This window comes from Saccharopolyspora sp. NPDC000359, assembly GCF_040300525.1.
GTDB lineage: Bacteria > Actinomycetota > Actinomycetes > Mycobacteriales > Pseudonocardiaceae > Saccharopolyspora.
This window is the reverse complement of the sequence record NZ_JBEPDU010000043.1, coordinates 39313-54614: the sequence shown is the minus strand read 5'-3', so window position 1 is coordinate 54614 and position 15302 is coordinate 39313. Positions and strand designations below refer to the sequence as shown.

The following is a 15302-nucleotide window of genomic DNA, read 5'->3' as shown; positions in this document are numbered from 1 at the left end:
CCGGTTTTCAAGAGGTGCGGTCTGCGCACCGGTACCAAGGCGGTGGGTGAGCACAATGGATGGTGACGAGGTCCTGGTGGTCCAGGACGGCCCGGTGCTGACGGCCACGATCAACCGGCCGAGGCGCAAGAACGCCCTGGACACCGCGGCTTGGCGCGGCTTGCGCGAGGCGGTGGAGAAGGCGGCGGTGGACGACAGCGTGCGCTGCGTGGTGCTCACCGGCGCGGGCGGGGACTTCTGCGCGGGCGCGGACCTCAGCGGCGATCGCGGTAGCCAGCACCCGCTGAGCCGGATGCACGGCATCAACGACATCGCGCTGGCGCTGCACGAGCTGCCGAAGCCGTCGGTGGCCAAGGTGCGGGGTGTGGCGGTCGGCGCGGGGTGGAACCTGGCGCTGGGCTGCGACCTCGTGGTGTGCACCCCGGGCGCCCGGTTCTCGCAGATCTTCGCCAAGCGCGGGTTGTCGTTGGACTTCGGCGGTTCCTGGCTGCTGCCGAGGGTGGTCGGGATGCAGCAGGCCAAGCGGCTGGCGCTGCTCGGCGAGATCATCGGGGCCGAGGAGGCGCACGCGCTGGGCGCGGTGACCTGGGTGCGGGAGGACGCCGAGATCGATGCCTTCGTCGCCGACCTCGCCGCGCGCCTCGCGCAGGGTCCGCCGATCGCGCTGGCGCAGAACAAGCAGATGCTGCACGCGGGCAGCCACCAGGGGCTCCGGGACGCGCTGGAGAACGAGGCACGCGCGCAGGCCATCAACTTCGCCACCGACGCGCCGGCCGCGCGGGCGGCGTTCGTGAACAAGACCGAACCGGAGTTCACCGGGGAGTGGATGGTGCGATGACTTACACCCAGATCGGCTACGAGGTGTCCGAAGGCACCGCCACGATCACGCTGAACCGCCCGGACAAGCTCAACGCCTTCACCCACGTGATGCGCGACGAGCTGATCGACGCCTTCGGCGCTGCTGACGCCGACGACGAGGTCCGCGCGGTGGTCGTCACCGGTGCCGGGCGCGGCTTCTGCGCCGGGGCGGACCTGAGCGGGGGTGCCGACACCTTCAACGCGGGCGCCAACGACGAGCGGGCGCGAGCCCGATGGTCGGCCGGGCAGATCGACGGCGTGCCGCGCGACGGCGGTGGCGCGGTGGCGCTGCGCATCGCCGAGTCGCGCAAGCCGGTGATCGCCGCGTTCAACGGTCCGGCGGTCGGGGTGGGTGTGACGATGATGCTGCCCGCCGACATCCGGTTGGCCGCCGAGTCGGCGCGGTTCGGCTTCGTCTTCACCCGCCGGGGCATCGTGCCGGAAGCGGCCTCGACGTGGTTCCTGCCGCGCGTGGTCGGCATCTCCCAGGCGATGGAGTGGGTCGCCACCGGGCGGGTCTTCGACGCCCAGGAGGCGCTGTCCGGTCGGCTGGTCTCCCACGTCGTGCCCGACGCCGACCTGCTGCCCGCCGCGCGCGGCATCGCCCGCGAGATCGCCGAGAACACCTCGGGCATCTCGGTCGCGGTAGCCCGCCAACTGCTGTGGGGCATGCTCGGCGCGAGCTCGCCGTGGGAGGCGCACCGCCTGGACTCCAAGGCGATGAACCACCTCGGCGCGGCCCCGGACGCCGCCGAGGGCGTGGCCGCGTTCCTCGCCAAGCGACCGGCCGAGTTCCCGATGCAGGTCAGCGCCGACTACCCCGACTTCATCCCGCCGTGGCCGCCCCGCCCGGCGGGGTGAGGGGCCCCGGCGGAGCCCCTCATCCGGATCAGGCGGGGTCGGTGAACTGCGGGGCGCGCTGGTCGAGGTTGGCCCGAACCGCCTCGGTCTGGTTGGGGCTGCCGATGAGGGCGTTGATCACCTCCCGCTCGGCGGCGAACCCCTCGTCCAGGGTGGCGCGGCCCGCCATGTCGAGCAGCCGCTTGGAATGGCGGATCGCCTCCGGGCTCTTGCCCGCGATCTCGCGGGCGAGGTCGAGCGCGGCGGCCAGCGGGTCGGCTTCGACGCGGGTGGCCAGGCCGAGCTCCGCGGCCTCGGTGCCGCTGACGACGCGGCCGGTGAAGGTCAGCTCCTTGGCGACGTCGCGGCCCACCAGCTCAGGCAGCAGCTGGGTGCCGGTCATGTCCGGGGCCAGGCCCCACTTGACCTCCATCACCGACAGTCGGGCGTCGGCGGCCACCAGCCGGATGTCCGCGCCCAGGGCGACCTGCAGGCCACCGCCGAAGGCCACGCCGTGCACCGCGGCGATCACCGGCACCGGGATCGTCGCCCACACGTGCGCCGCCTGCTGGCCGCGGGACCTGGCCGGGCCGACCGCTTCGGTGGTCGCCGCGCGCCGTTCCGGGGCCCGGCAGCCGTCGGCCATCTGCTGGAAGTTGCCGAAGTCCAGCCCGGCGCAGAAGGCACGGCCCTCGCCGGAGAGGACGACGGCGCGCACGCCGCGGTCCTCGCGCAGCCGCAGCCCGGTGGCCACGAGCGCGTCGAACATGGCCTGGTCCAGCGCGTTGAGCTTGTTCGGTCTGCTCATCCGGACGTCCGCCACGCCGTCGGAAACGGTGCAGCTGACCCGCTGCTCGGCCGTTGTGCTCACGGAACCTCCTGGTGTGCGGCAGGGTTTTCGCGCTCTTCGGCGACTTCCCCGCGCGGCGCCGGGAACTGCCCGGACGTCCTCTTGTGCTCGCCGCGCGGTCGAGCCTAGTGTCACCGAGAACGTGCTCGCGCGGAACCTCCCCAAAACCATCCACTGTGGACTTGAGTGGGGCAGGAGGGGTGCCATGACCGAGATGTCGTCCGGCCGGGGGATGCGCCACGAGGTGCGCTGCCCCGGCTTCGAGATCGACCACGCGAGGAGGGGTTGATGGGGCAGGACGAGCGGGAGCGGTTGCTCGCCGAGCTCACCGGGCCGGGCGGGGACTTCGAGATCGCCACCCGGGAGGTCGGCGGCATCCCGATGCGGGTCTACACCGGCGGCCCGGCCACGCTGCGCGACGTGGTGCTGTTCAGCCGCGGCCACGGCGCGCGGGACTTCCTGGTGTACGAGGACTTCCGGTGCAGCTTCGCCGAGCACTTCCGGCTGGTGGCCGGGCTCGCGCGGTGCCTGCGGGAGGAGTACGGGCTGGCCCCCGGCGACCGGGTGGCCATCGCGATGCGCAACTTCCCGGAGTGGTCGATCGTCTTCTGGGCGATCCAGGCCGCGGGGCTGATCGCCGTCCCGCTCAACGCCTGGTGGACCGACGCCGAACTGCGCTACGGGTTGACCGACTCCGGGGCGGCGCTGGTGTTCGCCGACGCCGAGCGCGCCGCACTGATCGACCGCGGGATCCCGGTCGTGCAGGTGCGCGGCGGCGCACCGGCACCGGGGGCGCGCGGCTGGTCTGAGCTCGTGGCGTCGCTGCCCGCCGACGCGGAGCTGCCGGAGGCCGCTCCAGATCCCGACGACGACGCGACGATCATGTACACCTCGGGCACCACGGGACGCCCCAAGGGCGCGGTCGGCACGCACCGCAACCACTGCACGAACCTGCTCAACACGGTGGTCGGCAGGCGCGTGCAGGCCGCGCTGGCCAACGGCGGCGTGTTCCCGCCGCTGGGGGCGGCGGACGGCCCGCAGCCCGGCGCCCTGCTGACCTTCCCGCTGTTCCACATCGCCGGGCTGACCTCGCTGTGCTTCGCCACGCTGGCCGGGGTGAAGCTGGCGACGCTGCACCGGTGGGACCGGGCGGTCGCGGCGCGGCTGATCCGAGCGGAGGGACTGTCCACCGCGGCCGGGGTTCCGACGGTGATCCGTGACCTGGTCGAGGAGGGCGAGGCGGTGCGGCAGCTCGACGGCGTCAACATGGGCGGGGCGCCGATCCCGCCCGACCTGGTGCACCGCATCGGCGGCCTGGGCACCGGGGTGGCGCCCGCCAGCGGCTACGGCCTGACCGAGACGACCTCGGCGGTGACGACCAACGCGGGCGTCGACTACCTGGACCGCGCCGACAGCGTCGGCCGGTGCGTGCCGGGCGCGGACCTGCGCGTGGTGGACCCGGCGACCGGCGAGGACCTGCCCGACGGCGAGATCGGTGAGCTGTGCTTCCGCGGCCCCAACATCGTGCGCGGCTACTGGAACAACCCGGAGGCCACCGCGGAGTCCTTCACCGACGGGTGGTTCCGCACCGGCGACCTCGGCTACGTCCAGGACGGCTGGGTGCACGTGGTCGACCGGCTCAAGGACGTGGTGATCCGCGGCGGCGAGAACGTCTACTGCGCGGAGGTCGAGGCGGCGCTGTTCGAGCACCCCGCGGTGCTGGACTGCGCGGTCGTCGGCCTGCCGCACCCGAAGCTGGGGGAGGAGGTGGCGGCCGTGGTGAACCTGCGGTCCGAGGTCGCCACCACCGAGCTCCAGGAGCACGTCGCGGCCCGGCTGGCGGCGTTCAAGGTCCCGGCCCACGTGGTGGTCCGCCCCGACCCGCTGCCCCGCACCCCCACCGGCAAGGTGCTCAAGCGCCAGCTGCGCGAGCACCTCAGCGCGAACCGGAGCTGACGTGGAACTCCGAGGCATCGAACCGAGCTCGACCGAGCGCTGGCTGCGCGACAACGTGCCGGGACTGCGCGCGCCGGTGGAGTTCGCGCTGGTCTCCGGCGGGCGCTCCAACCTCACCTACCGGGTCACCGACGCCGACGGCGTGGTGCGGGCCCTGCGCCGACCGCCCACCGGCGGGGTGCTCAGCACCGCGCACGACATGAGCCGGGAGTGGCGGTTCATCTCCGCCCTGCACGACACCGCCGTCCCGGTGCCCGAACCGCTGGCCTACTGCGCGGACACCTCGGTGACCGGTGCGGAGTTCTACGTGATGGGCTTCGTCGACGGCACCGTGCTGGCCGACGGCGCATCGGCGGCGACCTTCCTGCCGCGGGCCCGCAGGCGGGCCGGGCTGGCCACCGTGGAGTGCCTGGCGGCACTGCACACCGTCGACCCGGACGCGGTCGGTCTGGGCGAGGTCGCCCGCCGCGACGGCTACCTGCAGCGGCAGCTGCGCCGTTGGCAGCGCCAGGTCCACCAGTCCGGTGCACCCGACCTGGCACTGCTGGACGCCGTGCACGACGCGCTGGCGGCCAACGTGCCGGAGCAGAGCACCGGAATCGTGCACGGCGACTTCCGGCCCGGGAACCTGTCGTTCGCGCCGGGCGGCGAGGTGCTGGCCGTCTTCGACTGGGAGCTGGCCACCCTCGGCGAACCGCTGGCCGACCTCGGCTGGTTGGTGGCGTCGTGGGCCGAACCCGGTGACGAGGTCCCCGCCGTCGCCCAGGGCCCCACCGCCGAACCCGGCTTTCCCGACCGCGCCCAGGTCGTCGACCGCTACGCGGCGCTGACCGGTCGCGACGTCTCGGACCTGCCGTACTACGTGGCCTTCCAGCGCTGGCGGTCGTGCTGCATCGGCGCCGGGGTGCGGGCCCGCTACCTGGCCGGGGTGATGGGCGACGACGGCTACGTGGCCGCGGACCGGGCCGCGGGCGAGCTGCGCCAGGCCCAGCTCGCATGGGAGGCGGTGCGGGAACTCGGGTTGGCGTGAACGCGGATCGGAGGCGGGGCGCGAGCGGTTCGGATCGGTGGGTTCTCCGACTACCTGGGGGACCGGCGCCGCGCCCTGGCCGAGGCGGTGGCCGGTGGCCCGTGCGACGTGCTGATCGGCGACCACCTGGCCGAGTCCACCCTCGCCGTGCTGGCGGCCCGGCACTGCGGCGACCCGGCCAAGGGCTACGTCGAGTACTTCCTCGACCAGCTCCGCCCGCACCTGGCCGAGCGCGGCACCCGGGTGGTGGTCAACGCTGGTGGCTTCAACCCGGCCGGACCCGCCGGTGCGATGCGCGCGCTGGTCGCCGGGAGCGGCACCACGCTGCGCGTCGCGCACGTCGAGGGCGACCCTGTTGTCCACAGTGGATGATCTGCGGGCCGCCGAGCACGAGGTGCCGGGCCTGGACAGCGGAGCATGCTGGACACCGGTGGGTCGACCCGGTCGGCGAGTTCCGCCGCGCCCGGTGCGTCGACGTCCCGGTCGACCTGCTGGACTAGCGCGACAGCGGGTGCGCGACCTCGTCCGCGGGCAACCGCCCCAGCACGATCGCCGCCACCGCGGCCACCAGCGGCACGGTCCCGGCCACCACGAACGTCGCCCCGGTGCCGATCGCCTCGGAGACCGGTCCGGCGACCGCCATCGACAGCGGCAGGAACGCGATCGACACGAAGAAGTCGAGGCTGGTGATCCGGCCGAGCAGCTGCGGCGGGACCCGCCGCTGCAGCAGCGTGCCCCACAGCACCATCGGGCTGGAGAACAGCGCCCCGACCGCGAACGCCGCCACGGCGACGACCCAGAGCTCCGAGGCGACGGCGACCACCAGCAGCGGCAGGCACGCCACGCCCCACAGCCCGATCAGGGTCGTGAGGTAGCGGCGGGGCATCCGCAGCGACCCCATCAGCAGCGACCCGGCGGCGCCGCCGATGCCCCACATCGCCAGCACCAGCGCGTGCTCCTCGGCCCCACCGCCCAGGCGGTCCTTGATGAGGAACGGCAGCACCACCTGCAGCGGCCCCATCGTCACCATCACCATGAGCGAGGCGAACACCAGCGACGCGACCAGCCACCGGGTGGCGAGCATGTACCGGAAGCCCTCCGCGATGTCGGCGAGCACACCGCTGGTGGCGCGCGCGTCCCCGCGCAGGGGCGTGCGCGGCACGGTCCAGAACGTGCACCAGGCGGCGAACGCCGTCAGCGCGGCCACCGCCATCGCCGCGCCGGGCGCGTAGGCGCTGATGACCAGGCTGCCGAGCGCCGGGCCGGCGGCCTGCTGGATGGTCGGCCGCACCATGCCTTCGAAACCGTTGGCCGCCATGAGCTCGTCCTCGACCAGCAGCGCGGGCAACCACGCGGAGTAGGCGGGGAAGTAGAACGCCACCGCGGTGCCGCCGAGGAAGGCGATCACCACGAGGTGCCACAGCTGCATCCGGTCGGTCAGCGACAGCACCGCCGCGACGGTGAGCAGCGCGGTGTGCACGCCCTGCACGACGAGCAGGATCGTCTTCTGCGCCACCCGGTCGGCAACTGCCCCACCGAGCAGCATCGGCAGCAGCGCGCCCAGCGACGCCGCGGCGGCGACGAACGAGAGCTGGCTGGCGCCGCCGCCGAGCCGCACGACCTCCCACACCTGGCCAACGGTCCAGAACCCGGTGGTGAACAACGCGAAGCACAAGGCCGTGGAGAGCCTGCGGTAGGAGCTGCGGCGGAACGGCAGCAGCACGCGGGGAACCCGGCTTGCGGGGGCTGGGGAGTGCTCGCGCGGCGGTTCCCCGGTCGCCGTGGGGGCGCGGTTGGTCACGATGGCCTGCCGAGGTGGCGTGAACCCGCGGAATCCGCGGCGGGGAGCTGCTCTTCGATCACGCCCCGACGCTAGGACTTCGAGGGTGCTGGAGGTCAACGGCCAATGCGCGACGAGTGGGTGAACGGCCCGCGAGGCCGCCCGGCGTCAGGCGCCGACGACCCGTAGTGCGATGGCGACGTAGCGGTCGGCGAGCTCAGCGGGTTCGACCTCGCCCTCCGGGTCGTACCACTGCGGGATGGCGTTGCACGCGGCCTGGATCGCGCGGCGCGCCTCGGCCGGGTGCTCGCAGCGGAACTGCCCGCGCCGCACCCCGTCGTCGATGATGTCCTGGAACAGCCGGGTGGCCGACTCCCGCAGCTCGGCGAGGCGCTGCGCGTGCACCGGGTCGAGGTTGCGGGCCTCCCGCGCGGCGATGGTGCTCTCCACCCGTCGCCGCACCCGGTAGTCCACGGTGGCGCGCACCAGCGCGCGCAGCCGCTCACCCGGGTCGTCGCCGCAGTCGAGCAGCACCGCGTCGCAGGTGCGCACGTAGTCCAGGACGCTGTCCTCCAGCAGTCCGGCGAACAGCTCCTGCTTGCTGGAGTGCCAGTAGTACAGCGCGGAGAAGCTCAGCCCGGCGCGCTTGGCGATGTCGCGGATGGACGCGCCGTGGTACCCGCGCTCGGCGAAGATCTCCCGCGCCGCAACGGAGAGCGCATCTCCGCCCTGCCCGCGCGGGATCGCCGGACCGGGGTGGGACGAGGATTCCGATGCCGTCGTCACGCACCCAGGATACGACCTGCGTCACACCTCAACCCCTCGGATCACCCGGAAATCTCCCCGGTGCCCGCGCGCTCGGCCACCCGGAACCGCTCGCCTCCGCCTGACCAGGCGGAACGAACCGCGTTCCGGGCGGCGCGGCCGATCAGGCGGTGATGCGGTCCCAGAGGTCGACTTCGCCTGCGGCGAGCGCGGTTCGCCCGAGGCGGGCCGACCAGCTCCGCTCGGAGCCGCATTCATCCCGCCATGCCCACAACTTCCGGGTGACGTGGTGCAGCGGGTGCTCCCGCGTCACGCCCATCGCCCCGTGCAGCTGGTGCGCCGCCCGCGCGACGCTGGTGGCGGTCCGGGCGGCCGTGACCTTCGCCGCCGCTGTCGCCTCCAGCGCGCGATCGGGGTCCTGCTCGTGCACGCGCACGGCGCGGGTGACGGCCGTTTCGGTGGCCACCAGGTGAACGCGCATCTCCGCCAAGGAGTTGGCCACGGCTTTGAGCGCGACGAGCGGCCGCCCGAACTGCTCGCGCTGCGTGACGTGCTCGCGCGTGTGCTCGTACGCGCCGCGCGCAGCACCGAGCAGTGCAGCGGAGTTGAGCAGCGCTGAGCGGGCGAGCACGGCATCATGCGAAGGGGCGTCCGGCAGCGGGGTCGTGGTTCCGGTCAACCGCACCGCGTCGCGGGGCTCGCCCGCCAGGTTCTCCTCGGGCACGACCTCGACCGCACCGCGCTCGACGAGGAAGGCCGGGCCTCGCTCCGGTCGCACCAGGACGTGGCTGGCGAAGCGCGCCCACGGCACGGCACCCGTGCTGGTGGCGGTGACGACCAGGGGAGCGGTTCCCAGCCGCGCGCCGAGGACCCAGCGCGACACCGACGCCTCCATCAGCGGCACGCCCACCCCGCTCGCCGCCGTCGCGGCCACCAGCTCCGCCAGGTCCTGCAGGGTTCCGCCGACGCCGCCGCGGTCCTCGGGCACACCGACCTGCGGCCACCCCAGCTCCACCAGCGTCGGCCACAGCGGGTGCAGCGCGTCCGCGGGCGCCTGCGGGGCGACCCCGGCCAGCACGTCCGCGGCGACCTCGGTGATCAGCGAGTTGCTCAACGTCGGGCCTCCTGCTTGGCGAGGATGGACAGCAACACTTCCGAGGAGCCGCCCCGGATGCTGAACCCTGGTGCGGCGAGGATCGCCTCGCCCAGCGCGCTCCCCGGCGGGAGCACCCCGGATTCGCTTGTCCGCCGCGCGCATTCGAGCACGTCCCGCTCGAAGGCGGTGCCGAGGTACTTCAGGGTGGCGGCGGCCTGCACGGGCGCGGCACCGGTGTCCAGCGCTTCCGCGACCCGCACGCACAACGCGCGCAGGGTGGCCAGCCGCGCGACCAGCTCGCCGACCTCCACCGCCAGGTCCTCGTCAGCGACCTCCAGCAGCTCGGCGAGCACCGGGTAGGTGGACAGCACCCGCTCCGGTCCGCCGCGCTCGTAGGAGAGCTGCTCGGCCACCTGCTGCCAGCCGCCGCCGACCGCGCCGATCACCCGGTGCTCCGGGACAAAGACGTTCTCGAACACCACCTCGTTGAAGTGGTGCGAACCGGCCATGTCCACGATCGGCGACACCGACACCCCGGGCGCGCCCATGTCCACCACGAACTCGGTCAGCCCCGCGTGCTTGACCTCCGTGCGCTCGCTGCGCGCCAACAGGTAGGCGTGCGTGGCGCGATGCGCGTGGCTGGTCCAGATCTTGCGGCCGTCGATCCGCCAACCACCCGGTGCGCGGGTCGCGGTGGTGCGCACCGCCGCGAGATCCGACCCGGCGTCGGGCTCGCTCATGCCCAGGCAGAACACGAGTTCCGCGGCGGCGATGCCGGGCAGGACCTCGTGCTGCAGCCGCTCGGTCCCGTGCCGCAGGATCGACGGCCCGATCTGCCGATCGCCGATCCAGTGCGCGGCCACCGGGGCGCCCGCGCGCAGCAGCTCCTCGGTGAGCACCAGGCGGGCCAGGTTGGACCGCTCGCCGCCGCCGACCGCCTTCGGCCACGTCATGCCCAGCCAGCCGCGCTCAGCCAACTCCTTGCTGAAGGCGAGGTCGAACGACCGCAACCAGGCGTCCGGGCGCGGCCGGTACCGGCCTGCCTCCTGCCACTCGCGGCACAGCGCGCGCACCTCGCGGCGCAGTTCGCCCAGGTTCACGACACGGTCTCCTTCCCGGGGGATCGCTGCTCGGCCCGGCTCAGCGCGGCCGTCCTGGTCTCGGGCATCAGCGCGTAGGCCAGCAGCGACACCAGCGCGCAGGCCGAGACGTAGAAGAAGAAGTAGTGCTCCACACCAGCGTTGCGGAACGCCAGCGCGACGTACTCCGCCGTCCCGCCGAAGACCGCCTGCGCCAGCGCGTAGGGGATCGCGACGCCGACCGTGCGGATGCCGGTGGGGAACAGCTCGGCCTTCACGCACGCGTTCACCGAGGAGTACCCGGCCACGATGGTCAGCGCCAGCATGGTCAGCGCCAGCGCGACGCCGAAGCTCGGCCAGCGCTGCAACGCGGTCATGATCGGGTAGGTGCCCACCGTGGTGCCGACGCCGAAGAAGATCAGCACCGGTCGACGGCCGATCTTGTCCGAGATCGCCCCACCGATCGGCAGCAGCACGGTGAACAGGCACAACGCCACGAACATGACGAGCGCGGCATCGGGTTTGGGCAACCCCACCGAGTTCGCCAGGTACTTCGTCAGGTAGGTGGTGTAGGTGTAGAAGGCGACGCTGCCGCCGAGGGTCAGCGCGAACACCAGCCCGGCGGCGCGGCGGTGCCGCCACACCTCGCGCAAGGTGCCCCGCCGCTGCTGCGCGTCGTGGTGCTCCTCCTCGGCGTAGGCCGTGGTCTCGTGCATCCGGCGGCGCAGGTAGAACACCACGAGCGCGGCGACCGCCCCGATGACGAACGGGATCCGCCAGCCCCAGGCGGTCAGCTGCTGCTCGGTCAGGGTCGACTGCAGCACCATCAGCACGACCAGGCCGAGCAGCTGGCCGAGGGTGACCGACACGTACTGGAAGCTCGACCCCAGCCCGCGCCAACCGCGCTGCGACACCTCGGTGAGGTAGGCCGCGCTCGCCGCGTACTCGCCGCCGACGCTGATGCCCTGCAGGATCCGCGCGAGCAGGAGCAGCACCGCGCCGAGGTACCCGGCCTGCTCGTGGTTCGGGGCGACCGCGATCAGCAGCGCGCTGACCGACATCACCGTCACCGACAGCGTCAGGCCGAACTTGCGGCCCTTCCGGTCGGCGATGCGCCCGAGGACCCAGCCGCCCAGCGGCCGGGCCAGGAAGCCCACGGCGAACACCGCGGCGGTGTTCATCAGCTGCGCGGTCGGGTTGCCCTCGGGGAAGAACTGCCCGGCGAAGTACAGCGCGAAGTTCGCGTAGACGAACCAGTCGTACCACTCGACGAGGTTGCCGATGGAGCCGCTGAGGACGGCGCGGGCGTGGGTGGAGCGGCGGGGCTTCGTCGACCCGCTCATGGTCACCTCCGGGGATCGCTGGTCACGACGAGGTCGGCGGCCACCGCGCCCGATCCGCGGACCACCAGGGGGTTGATCTCCAGTTCGGAGAGCCGGTCGCCCAGCTCGACCGCGGCCTGCGAGAGCGACGCGATCGCGGCGGCGGCCGCGGTCACGTCGCAGCGCGGTTGGCCGCGGAACCCGTCCAGCAGCGGCCAGCCGCGCAACTGGCGCAGCAGCGCGACCGCCCGGTCGGCATCGAGCGGAGCGAGCGCGGATGCGACGTCGCGGTAGAGCTCGGCGGTGGTGCCGCCCATCCCGACCGTCACCACCGGTGGGTAGCCGTGCTTGCTGCCCTGCACCCCGACCAGCAGCTCGACACCGGGCGGGAGCAGTTGCTGGACGAGCACACCGTCGATGTGCGCGTGCGGTGCGTTCACCGCGACGGTGTCGAGCATGTCGCGTACCGCGCCCTTCACGCGCTCGGCGGGAACTCCGACGAGCACGCCACCGACATCGCTCTTGTGCGCCACATCGGGGGATTGGACCTTGAGCACCACGTGGTCGCCCAGCTCCCGCGCCACCGCCACGGCTTCTGCCGGGTCGACGACCACCTGCCCGCGTGGCCTGGCCACCTGCACCGCGTCGAGGAGTTGCGCGCCCTCGGACTCGGTGAGCGCTGGGCGGTCCAGGAAGCGCGTCAGGCCGCGAGGTGGTGCCGGTTCGGCGCGGCGGCCCCCTCGCGGTACCAGGTGCGTGAGGAGGCGCAGCGCGGCGGTGATTGTGCCCACCACCGAGATCCCGTTGCGCCGCAACATCGAACTGGCTTCGGCGATCTGCTCGTGGGAGTACAGCCAGGCCACGGCGAACGGTTTGGTGCTGTGCCCGGCCGCCCGCCGGACCGCCTCGGCGACCTCCAGCGCCGCCGCGCCACCGATCGTGGTCAGCACGACCAGCACGGCGTCGACCTGGTCGGATGCGGCGACCGCGGTGCACACCGCGCCGAACTGCCCGGCGTCGTCGATCACCTGCGCGGTGACGTCCACCGGGTTGACCGCGCTGCCGAAGGCCGGGATGAGCGGCGCGAGCACCTCCCGCGCCGCGGCGTCCAGCTCCGGCAGCACCAGCCCGGCGGCTTCGGCCTGGTCGGCCGCGAGCCCACCGGCCCCACCGGAGCTGGTGATCACGCCGATGCGCCGACCACCCGGTCGTGGCTCGGAGCTCAGCGCCACCGCCACGTCGAGCAGCTCGTCGAGGTCATCCACCTGCACGGCGCCGGATTCGCGGGTCAGCAGGTCGAACGCGGTGCCCGTGCGGACCAGCGCCCCGGTGTGCGAGGCGACCGCCCGCTCCCCGGCCGCGGAACGCCCGGAGCGCAGGACCACGACGTGCTTGCCGGTCGCCGCGGCCCGCTCGGTCAGCCGCCGCCACCGGTCCCCGTCGGGCAGCTCCTCCAGGTAGCAGGCGAGCACCCGGATGTTCGGGTCGGCGACCAGCAGTTCAGCCGCCTCGGTCGCGGTGAGGTCGGCCTGGTTGCCCACGCTGATCCAGGCGGTGAGCCCGATCCCGCGGTCCCCGGCCTTGCCCAGGAAGCTGCCGCCCAGCGCGCCGCTCTGCCCGACGTAGGCGATGCCGGAGTCCGGCGGCTGCGCGCCGTCGGCCGCGGCGGTGAACGTCGCGACCAGACCGGTGGGCCGGTGCAGCAGGCCCTGGCAGTTCGGCCCGATGATGCGCAACCCGAACCGCCCGGCCACCTCGACGAGCTGTTCCTGCAGCGCCCGCCCCCGCTCACCGACCTCGGCGAACCCCGAGGACAGCACTACCGCGCAGGACGCGCCCGCGCGCCCGGCCTCCTCGACCACGGACAGCACCCGCGCGGCCGGGACCAGCACGAGCACCAGGTCCACCGGCCCGGGCAGCTCCCGCAGCGACGGGTAGCAGCGCAGGCCGTGCACCTGCTGGTAGTTCGGGTTGACCGGGTAGACCGGGCCGTCGAAGTCGCGCAGGTAGCGGGTGAGCCGACCGGCCATCGCCGAGCGCTCGGAAGCCCCGACCACCGCCACCGCCCTCGGGTGCAGCAAACCGTCCACAGTGGTCACCGGCCCTGGAACCTCGGGCGGCGCTTCTCCCGGAAGGCCCGCATCGCCTCAGCGGAGTCCTCAGTGGACTGGACGACGGCCATGTGCGAGGAGATCAGGTCGAGCGAGGTCCGCAGGTCGGTGCGCGCCGACTGGTGCACGGTCCGCTTGATCGCCCGGATCGCCACCGGTGGCCCGTCGGCCAGTCGCCGCGCGAAGGCGTAGGTCTGCTCCAGCAGCTCGTCGTCGGGGTAGCAGCGGCTGGCGATGCCGAGCTCCACCGCGGTGGCGGCGTCCACGAAGTCGCCGGTCCACAGCAGTTCCAGCGCCTTGGCGGTGCCGACCAGCCGCGGCAGGAAGTAGCAACCACCGTCGCCGGGCACCAGGCCGACCCGGACGTAGCCCTCGGACAGCCGGGCGGACTCGCCGACGAACCGGATGTCGCACATCAGCGCCATGTCCATGCCCGCGCCCACGGCGACGCCGTTGACCGCGGCGAGTACCGGCTTGTCGAAGTCCTCCAGCGCCAGCGCGACCTGGTGGATGCGCTCGGTCAGCACGGTCTTGTGCTCCAGCACGGACTTCTCGCCCGCGGTGAAGTCGTCCAGGTCGACGCCCGAGCAGAACGCGTCCCCGGCACCGGTGAGCACCAGCACCCGCACCTCGGGGTCGAACCGGGCGGCGCGGATGGCCGCCGCCCACTGGTCGATCATCTCCAGGGTGAAGGCGTTCCTGCGCTTCGGCCGGTTCAGCAGGATCGTCCCGATCCCGTCGCTGACCTGGTACTCGAGGTCCGCCATGTCCATCCCTCCGGCTCGACGAATGGCGCCGAGTCTGGCACGCCGCACCCCCGGAGTCCATACAAAATTGAATGCAATCTGCGGGATGACGACGCGAGTTCCACGGAAAGGGCGGGAAGCTTGGTCCGAGAGCTGCGGGGTCGGAGGTCCCGGTGGGAGTGCGGTGCGGTGCCGGGTGGTCGCGGGAGCGTCAGCCCGGCAGGGGGAGGCCGGTGGTGAGGGTGGGGGCCAGGTGCGCCGGGGTCGCCTCGCGGTGCGAATCCATGATCGCGACGGCCTTCTCGGTCTGGCCGCGGCGCAGGGCGTTGATCAGCTGCCGGTGTTCGCGGACGATCCGGCGACGTGCCGCCTCGTCGTAGAGGTACACCGCGCGGTAGGCCTCGGTCCGCTTCCAGACGCGCTCGATCTCGTCGACGATCAGCTGCAGGCCCGAGGCGCGGAAGATGACGAAGTGGAAGTCGTGGTTGAGCTCGGTGATCCGCAGGACGTCGACCTGCTCGGCCGCGTGGGCGATCTGGTCGTTGAGCTCGCTGAGCTCAACGATCTGCGCGGTGCTCAGCCGCGGCAACTCGCGGAGCACGATGGCCTCCAGCGCACCGCGCATCAGGTAGGCCTGCCGCAGCTCGTCGGCGGACAGCCGGGCCACGGTGTAGCCGACGTTCGGCTGGTGCCGGACCACTCCTTCGGCCTCCAGGGCCTTCAGCGCCTCCCGCACCGGAACCCGGCTCACGCCCAGCCGTTCGGCGAGTGCCTCCTGCCGCAGCGGCTGCCCGGGGAGTAATTCCTGGCTGCGCATCATCTGCCGGATCTGCTCGACGGCGCGACCCACCGAAGTCCCCGCCATAGCT

The 15302-nt window shown here is 73.0% G+C and carries 14 protein-coding genes; 5 read left to right on the top strand and 9 right to left on the bottom strand.

The genetic code is table 11. The features are described from left to right. Positions 1-55: 55 nt before the first annotated feature. Together ABT324_RS25110 and ABT324_RS25105 are read left to right on the top strand one after the other, a co-directional pair. Positions 56-838, top strand: coding sequence for an enoyl-CoA hydratase/isomerase family protein (locus ABT324_RS25110; RefSeq protein ID WP_351182433.1), 783 nt, complete (start codon positions 56-58; stop codon positions 836-838). Next, positions 835-1719: a crotonase/enoyl-CoA hydratase family protein gene (locus ABT324_RS25105; RefSeq protein ID WP_351182391.1), complete on the top strand. Its 885-nt coding sequence runs from the start codon at positions 835-837 to the stop codon at positions 1717-1719. The genes ABT324_RS25110 and ABT324_RS25105 overlap by 4 nt, the downstream gene beginning before the upstream one ends. Before the next feature lie 28 nt (positions 1720-1747). Here ABT324_RS25105 and ABT324_RS25100 read toward each other — a convergent pair whose 3' ends face one another. Continuing rightward, complete coding sequence (locus ABT324_RS25100) at positions 1748-2569, bottom strand: crotonase/enoyl-CoA hydratase family protein (protein ID WP_351182388.1); 822 nt, start codon at positions 2567-2569, stop codon at positions 1748-1750. A 267-nt stretch (positions 2570-2836) separates the two neighbouring features. Between ABT324_RS25100 and ABT324_RS25095 the strand changes: the two genes are divergently transcribed. From ABT324_RS25095 to ABT324_RS25085, 3 genes are read left to right on the top strand one after another with little or no spacing between them, the layout of a single operon-like run. Beyond that, positions 2837-4504 (top strand): class I adenylate-forming enzyme family protein, encoded by a 1668-nt coding sequence (locus tag ABT324_RS25095; protein ID WP_351182385.1) that lies wholly within the window; start codon positions 2837-2839, stop codon positions 4502-4504. A 1-nt stretch (position 4505) separates the two neighbouring features. Beyond that, positions 4506-5534 (top strand): phosphotransferase family protein, encoded by a 1029-nt coding sequence (locus tag ABT324_RS25090; RefSeq protein ID WP_351182382.1) that lies wholly within the window; start codon positions 4506-4508, stop codon positions 5532-5534. 6 nt (positions 5535-5540) lie between these two features. Then, positions 5541-5906: an acyclic terpene utilization AtuA family protein gene (locus ABT324_RS25085; protein ID WP_351182430.1), complete on the top strand. Its 366-nt coding sequence runs from the start codon at positions 5541-5543 to the stop codon at positions 5904-5906. A gap of 124 nt (positions 5907-6030) precedes the next feature. On the opposite strand, the gene ABT324_RS25080 is transcribed toward ABT324_RS25085, so the two are convergent. From ABT324_RS25080 to ABT324_RS25045, 8 genes are all read right to left on the bottom strand, one after another. Next, a complete protein-coding gene (locus ABT324_RS25080; RefSeq protein WP_351182379.1) occupies positions 6031-7257 on the bottom strand; it encodes an MFS transporter in 1227 nt (408 codons plus the stop codon). Positions 7258-7482: 225 nt separating this feature from the next. Next, positions 7483-8100: a TetR/AcrR family transcriptional regulator gene (locus ABT324_RS25075; protein WP_351182376.1), complete on the bottom strand. Its 618-nt coding sequence runs from the start codon at positions 8098-8100 to the stop codon at positions 7483-7485. A gap of 142 nt (positions 8101-8242) precedes the next feature. Then, positions 8243-9193, bottom strand: coding sequence for an acyl-CoA dehydrogenase family protein (locus ABT324_RS25070; protein WP_351182373.1), 951 nt, complete (start codon positions 9191-9193; stop codon positions 8243-8245). Next, entirely contained in the window at positions 9190-10275 is a 1086-nt protein-coding gene (locus ABT324_RS25065; RefSeq protein ID WP_351182370.1) for an acyl-CoA dehydrogenase family protein, read from the bottom strand. Before ABT324_RS25065 ends, ABT324_RS25070 begins: the two co-directional genes overlap by 4 nt. Next, positions 10272-11597 (bottom strand): MFS transporter, encoded by a 1326-nt coding sequence (locus ABT324_RS25060; protein WP_351182367.1) that lies wholly within the window; start codon positions 11595-11597, stop codon positions 10272-10274. The genes ABT324_RS25065 and ABT324_RS25060 overlap by 4 nt, the downstream gene beginning before the upstream one ends. A gap of 2 nt (positions 11598-11599) precedes the next feature. Then, entirely contained in the window at positions 11600-13675 is a 2076-nt protein-coding gene (locus ABT324_RS25055) for an acetate--CoA ligase family protein (protein WP_351182364.1), read from the bottom strand. Next, a complete protein-coding gene (locus ABT324_RS25050) occupies positions 13672-14454 on the bottom strand; it encodes an enoyl-CoA hydratase/isomerase family protein (protein WP_351182361.1) in 783 nt (260 codons plus the stop codon). Before ABT324_RS25050 ends, ABT324_RS25055 begins: the two co-directional genes overlap by 4 nt. Before the next feature lie 190 nt (positions 14455-14644). After that, positions 14645-15298, bottom strand: coding sequence for a GntR family transcriptional regulator (locus tag ABT324_RS25045; RefSeq protein WP_351182358.1), 654 nt, complete (start codon positions 15296-15298; stop codon positions 14645-14647). Between the last annotated feature and the right edge of the window lie 4 nt (positions 15299-15302).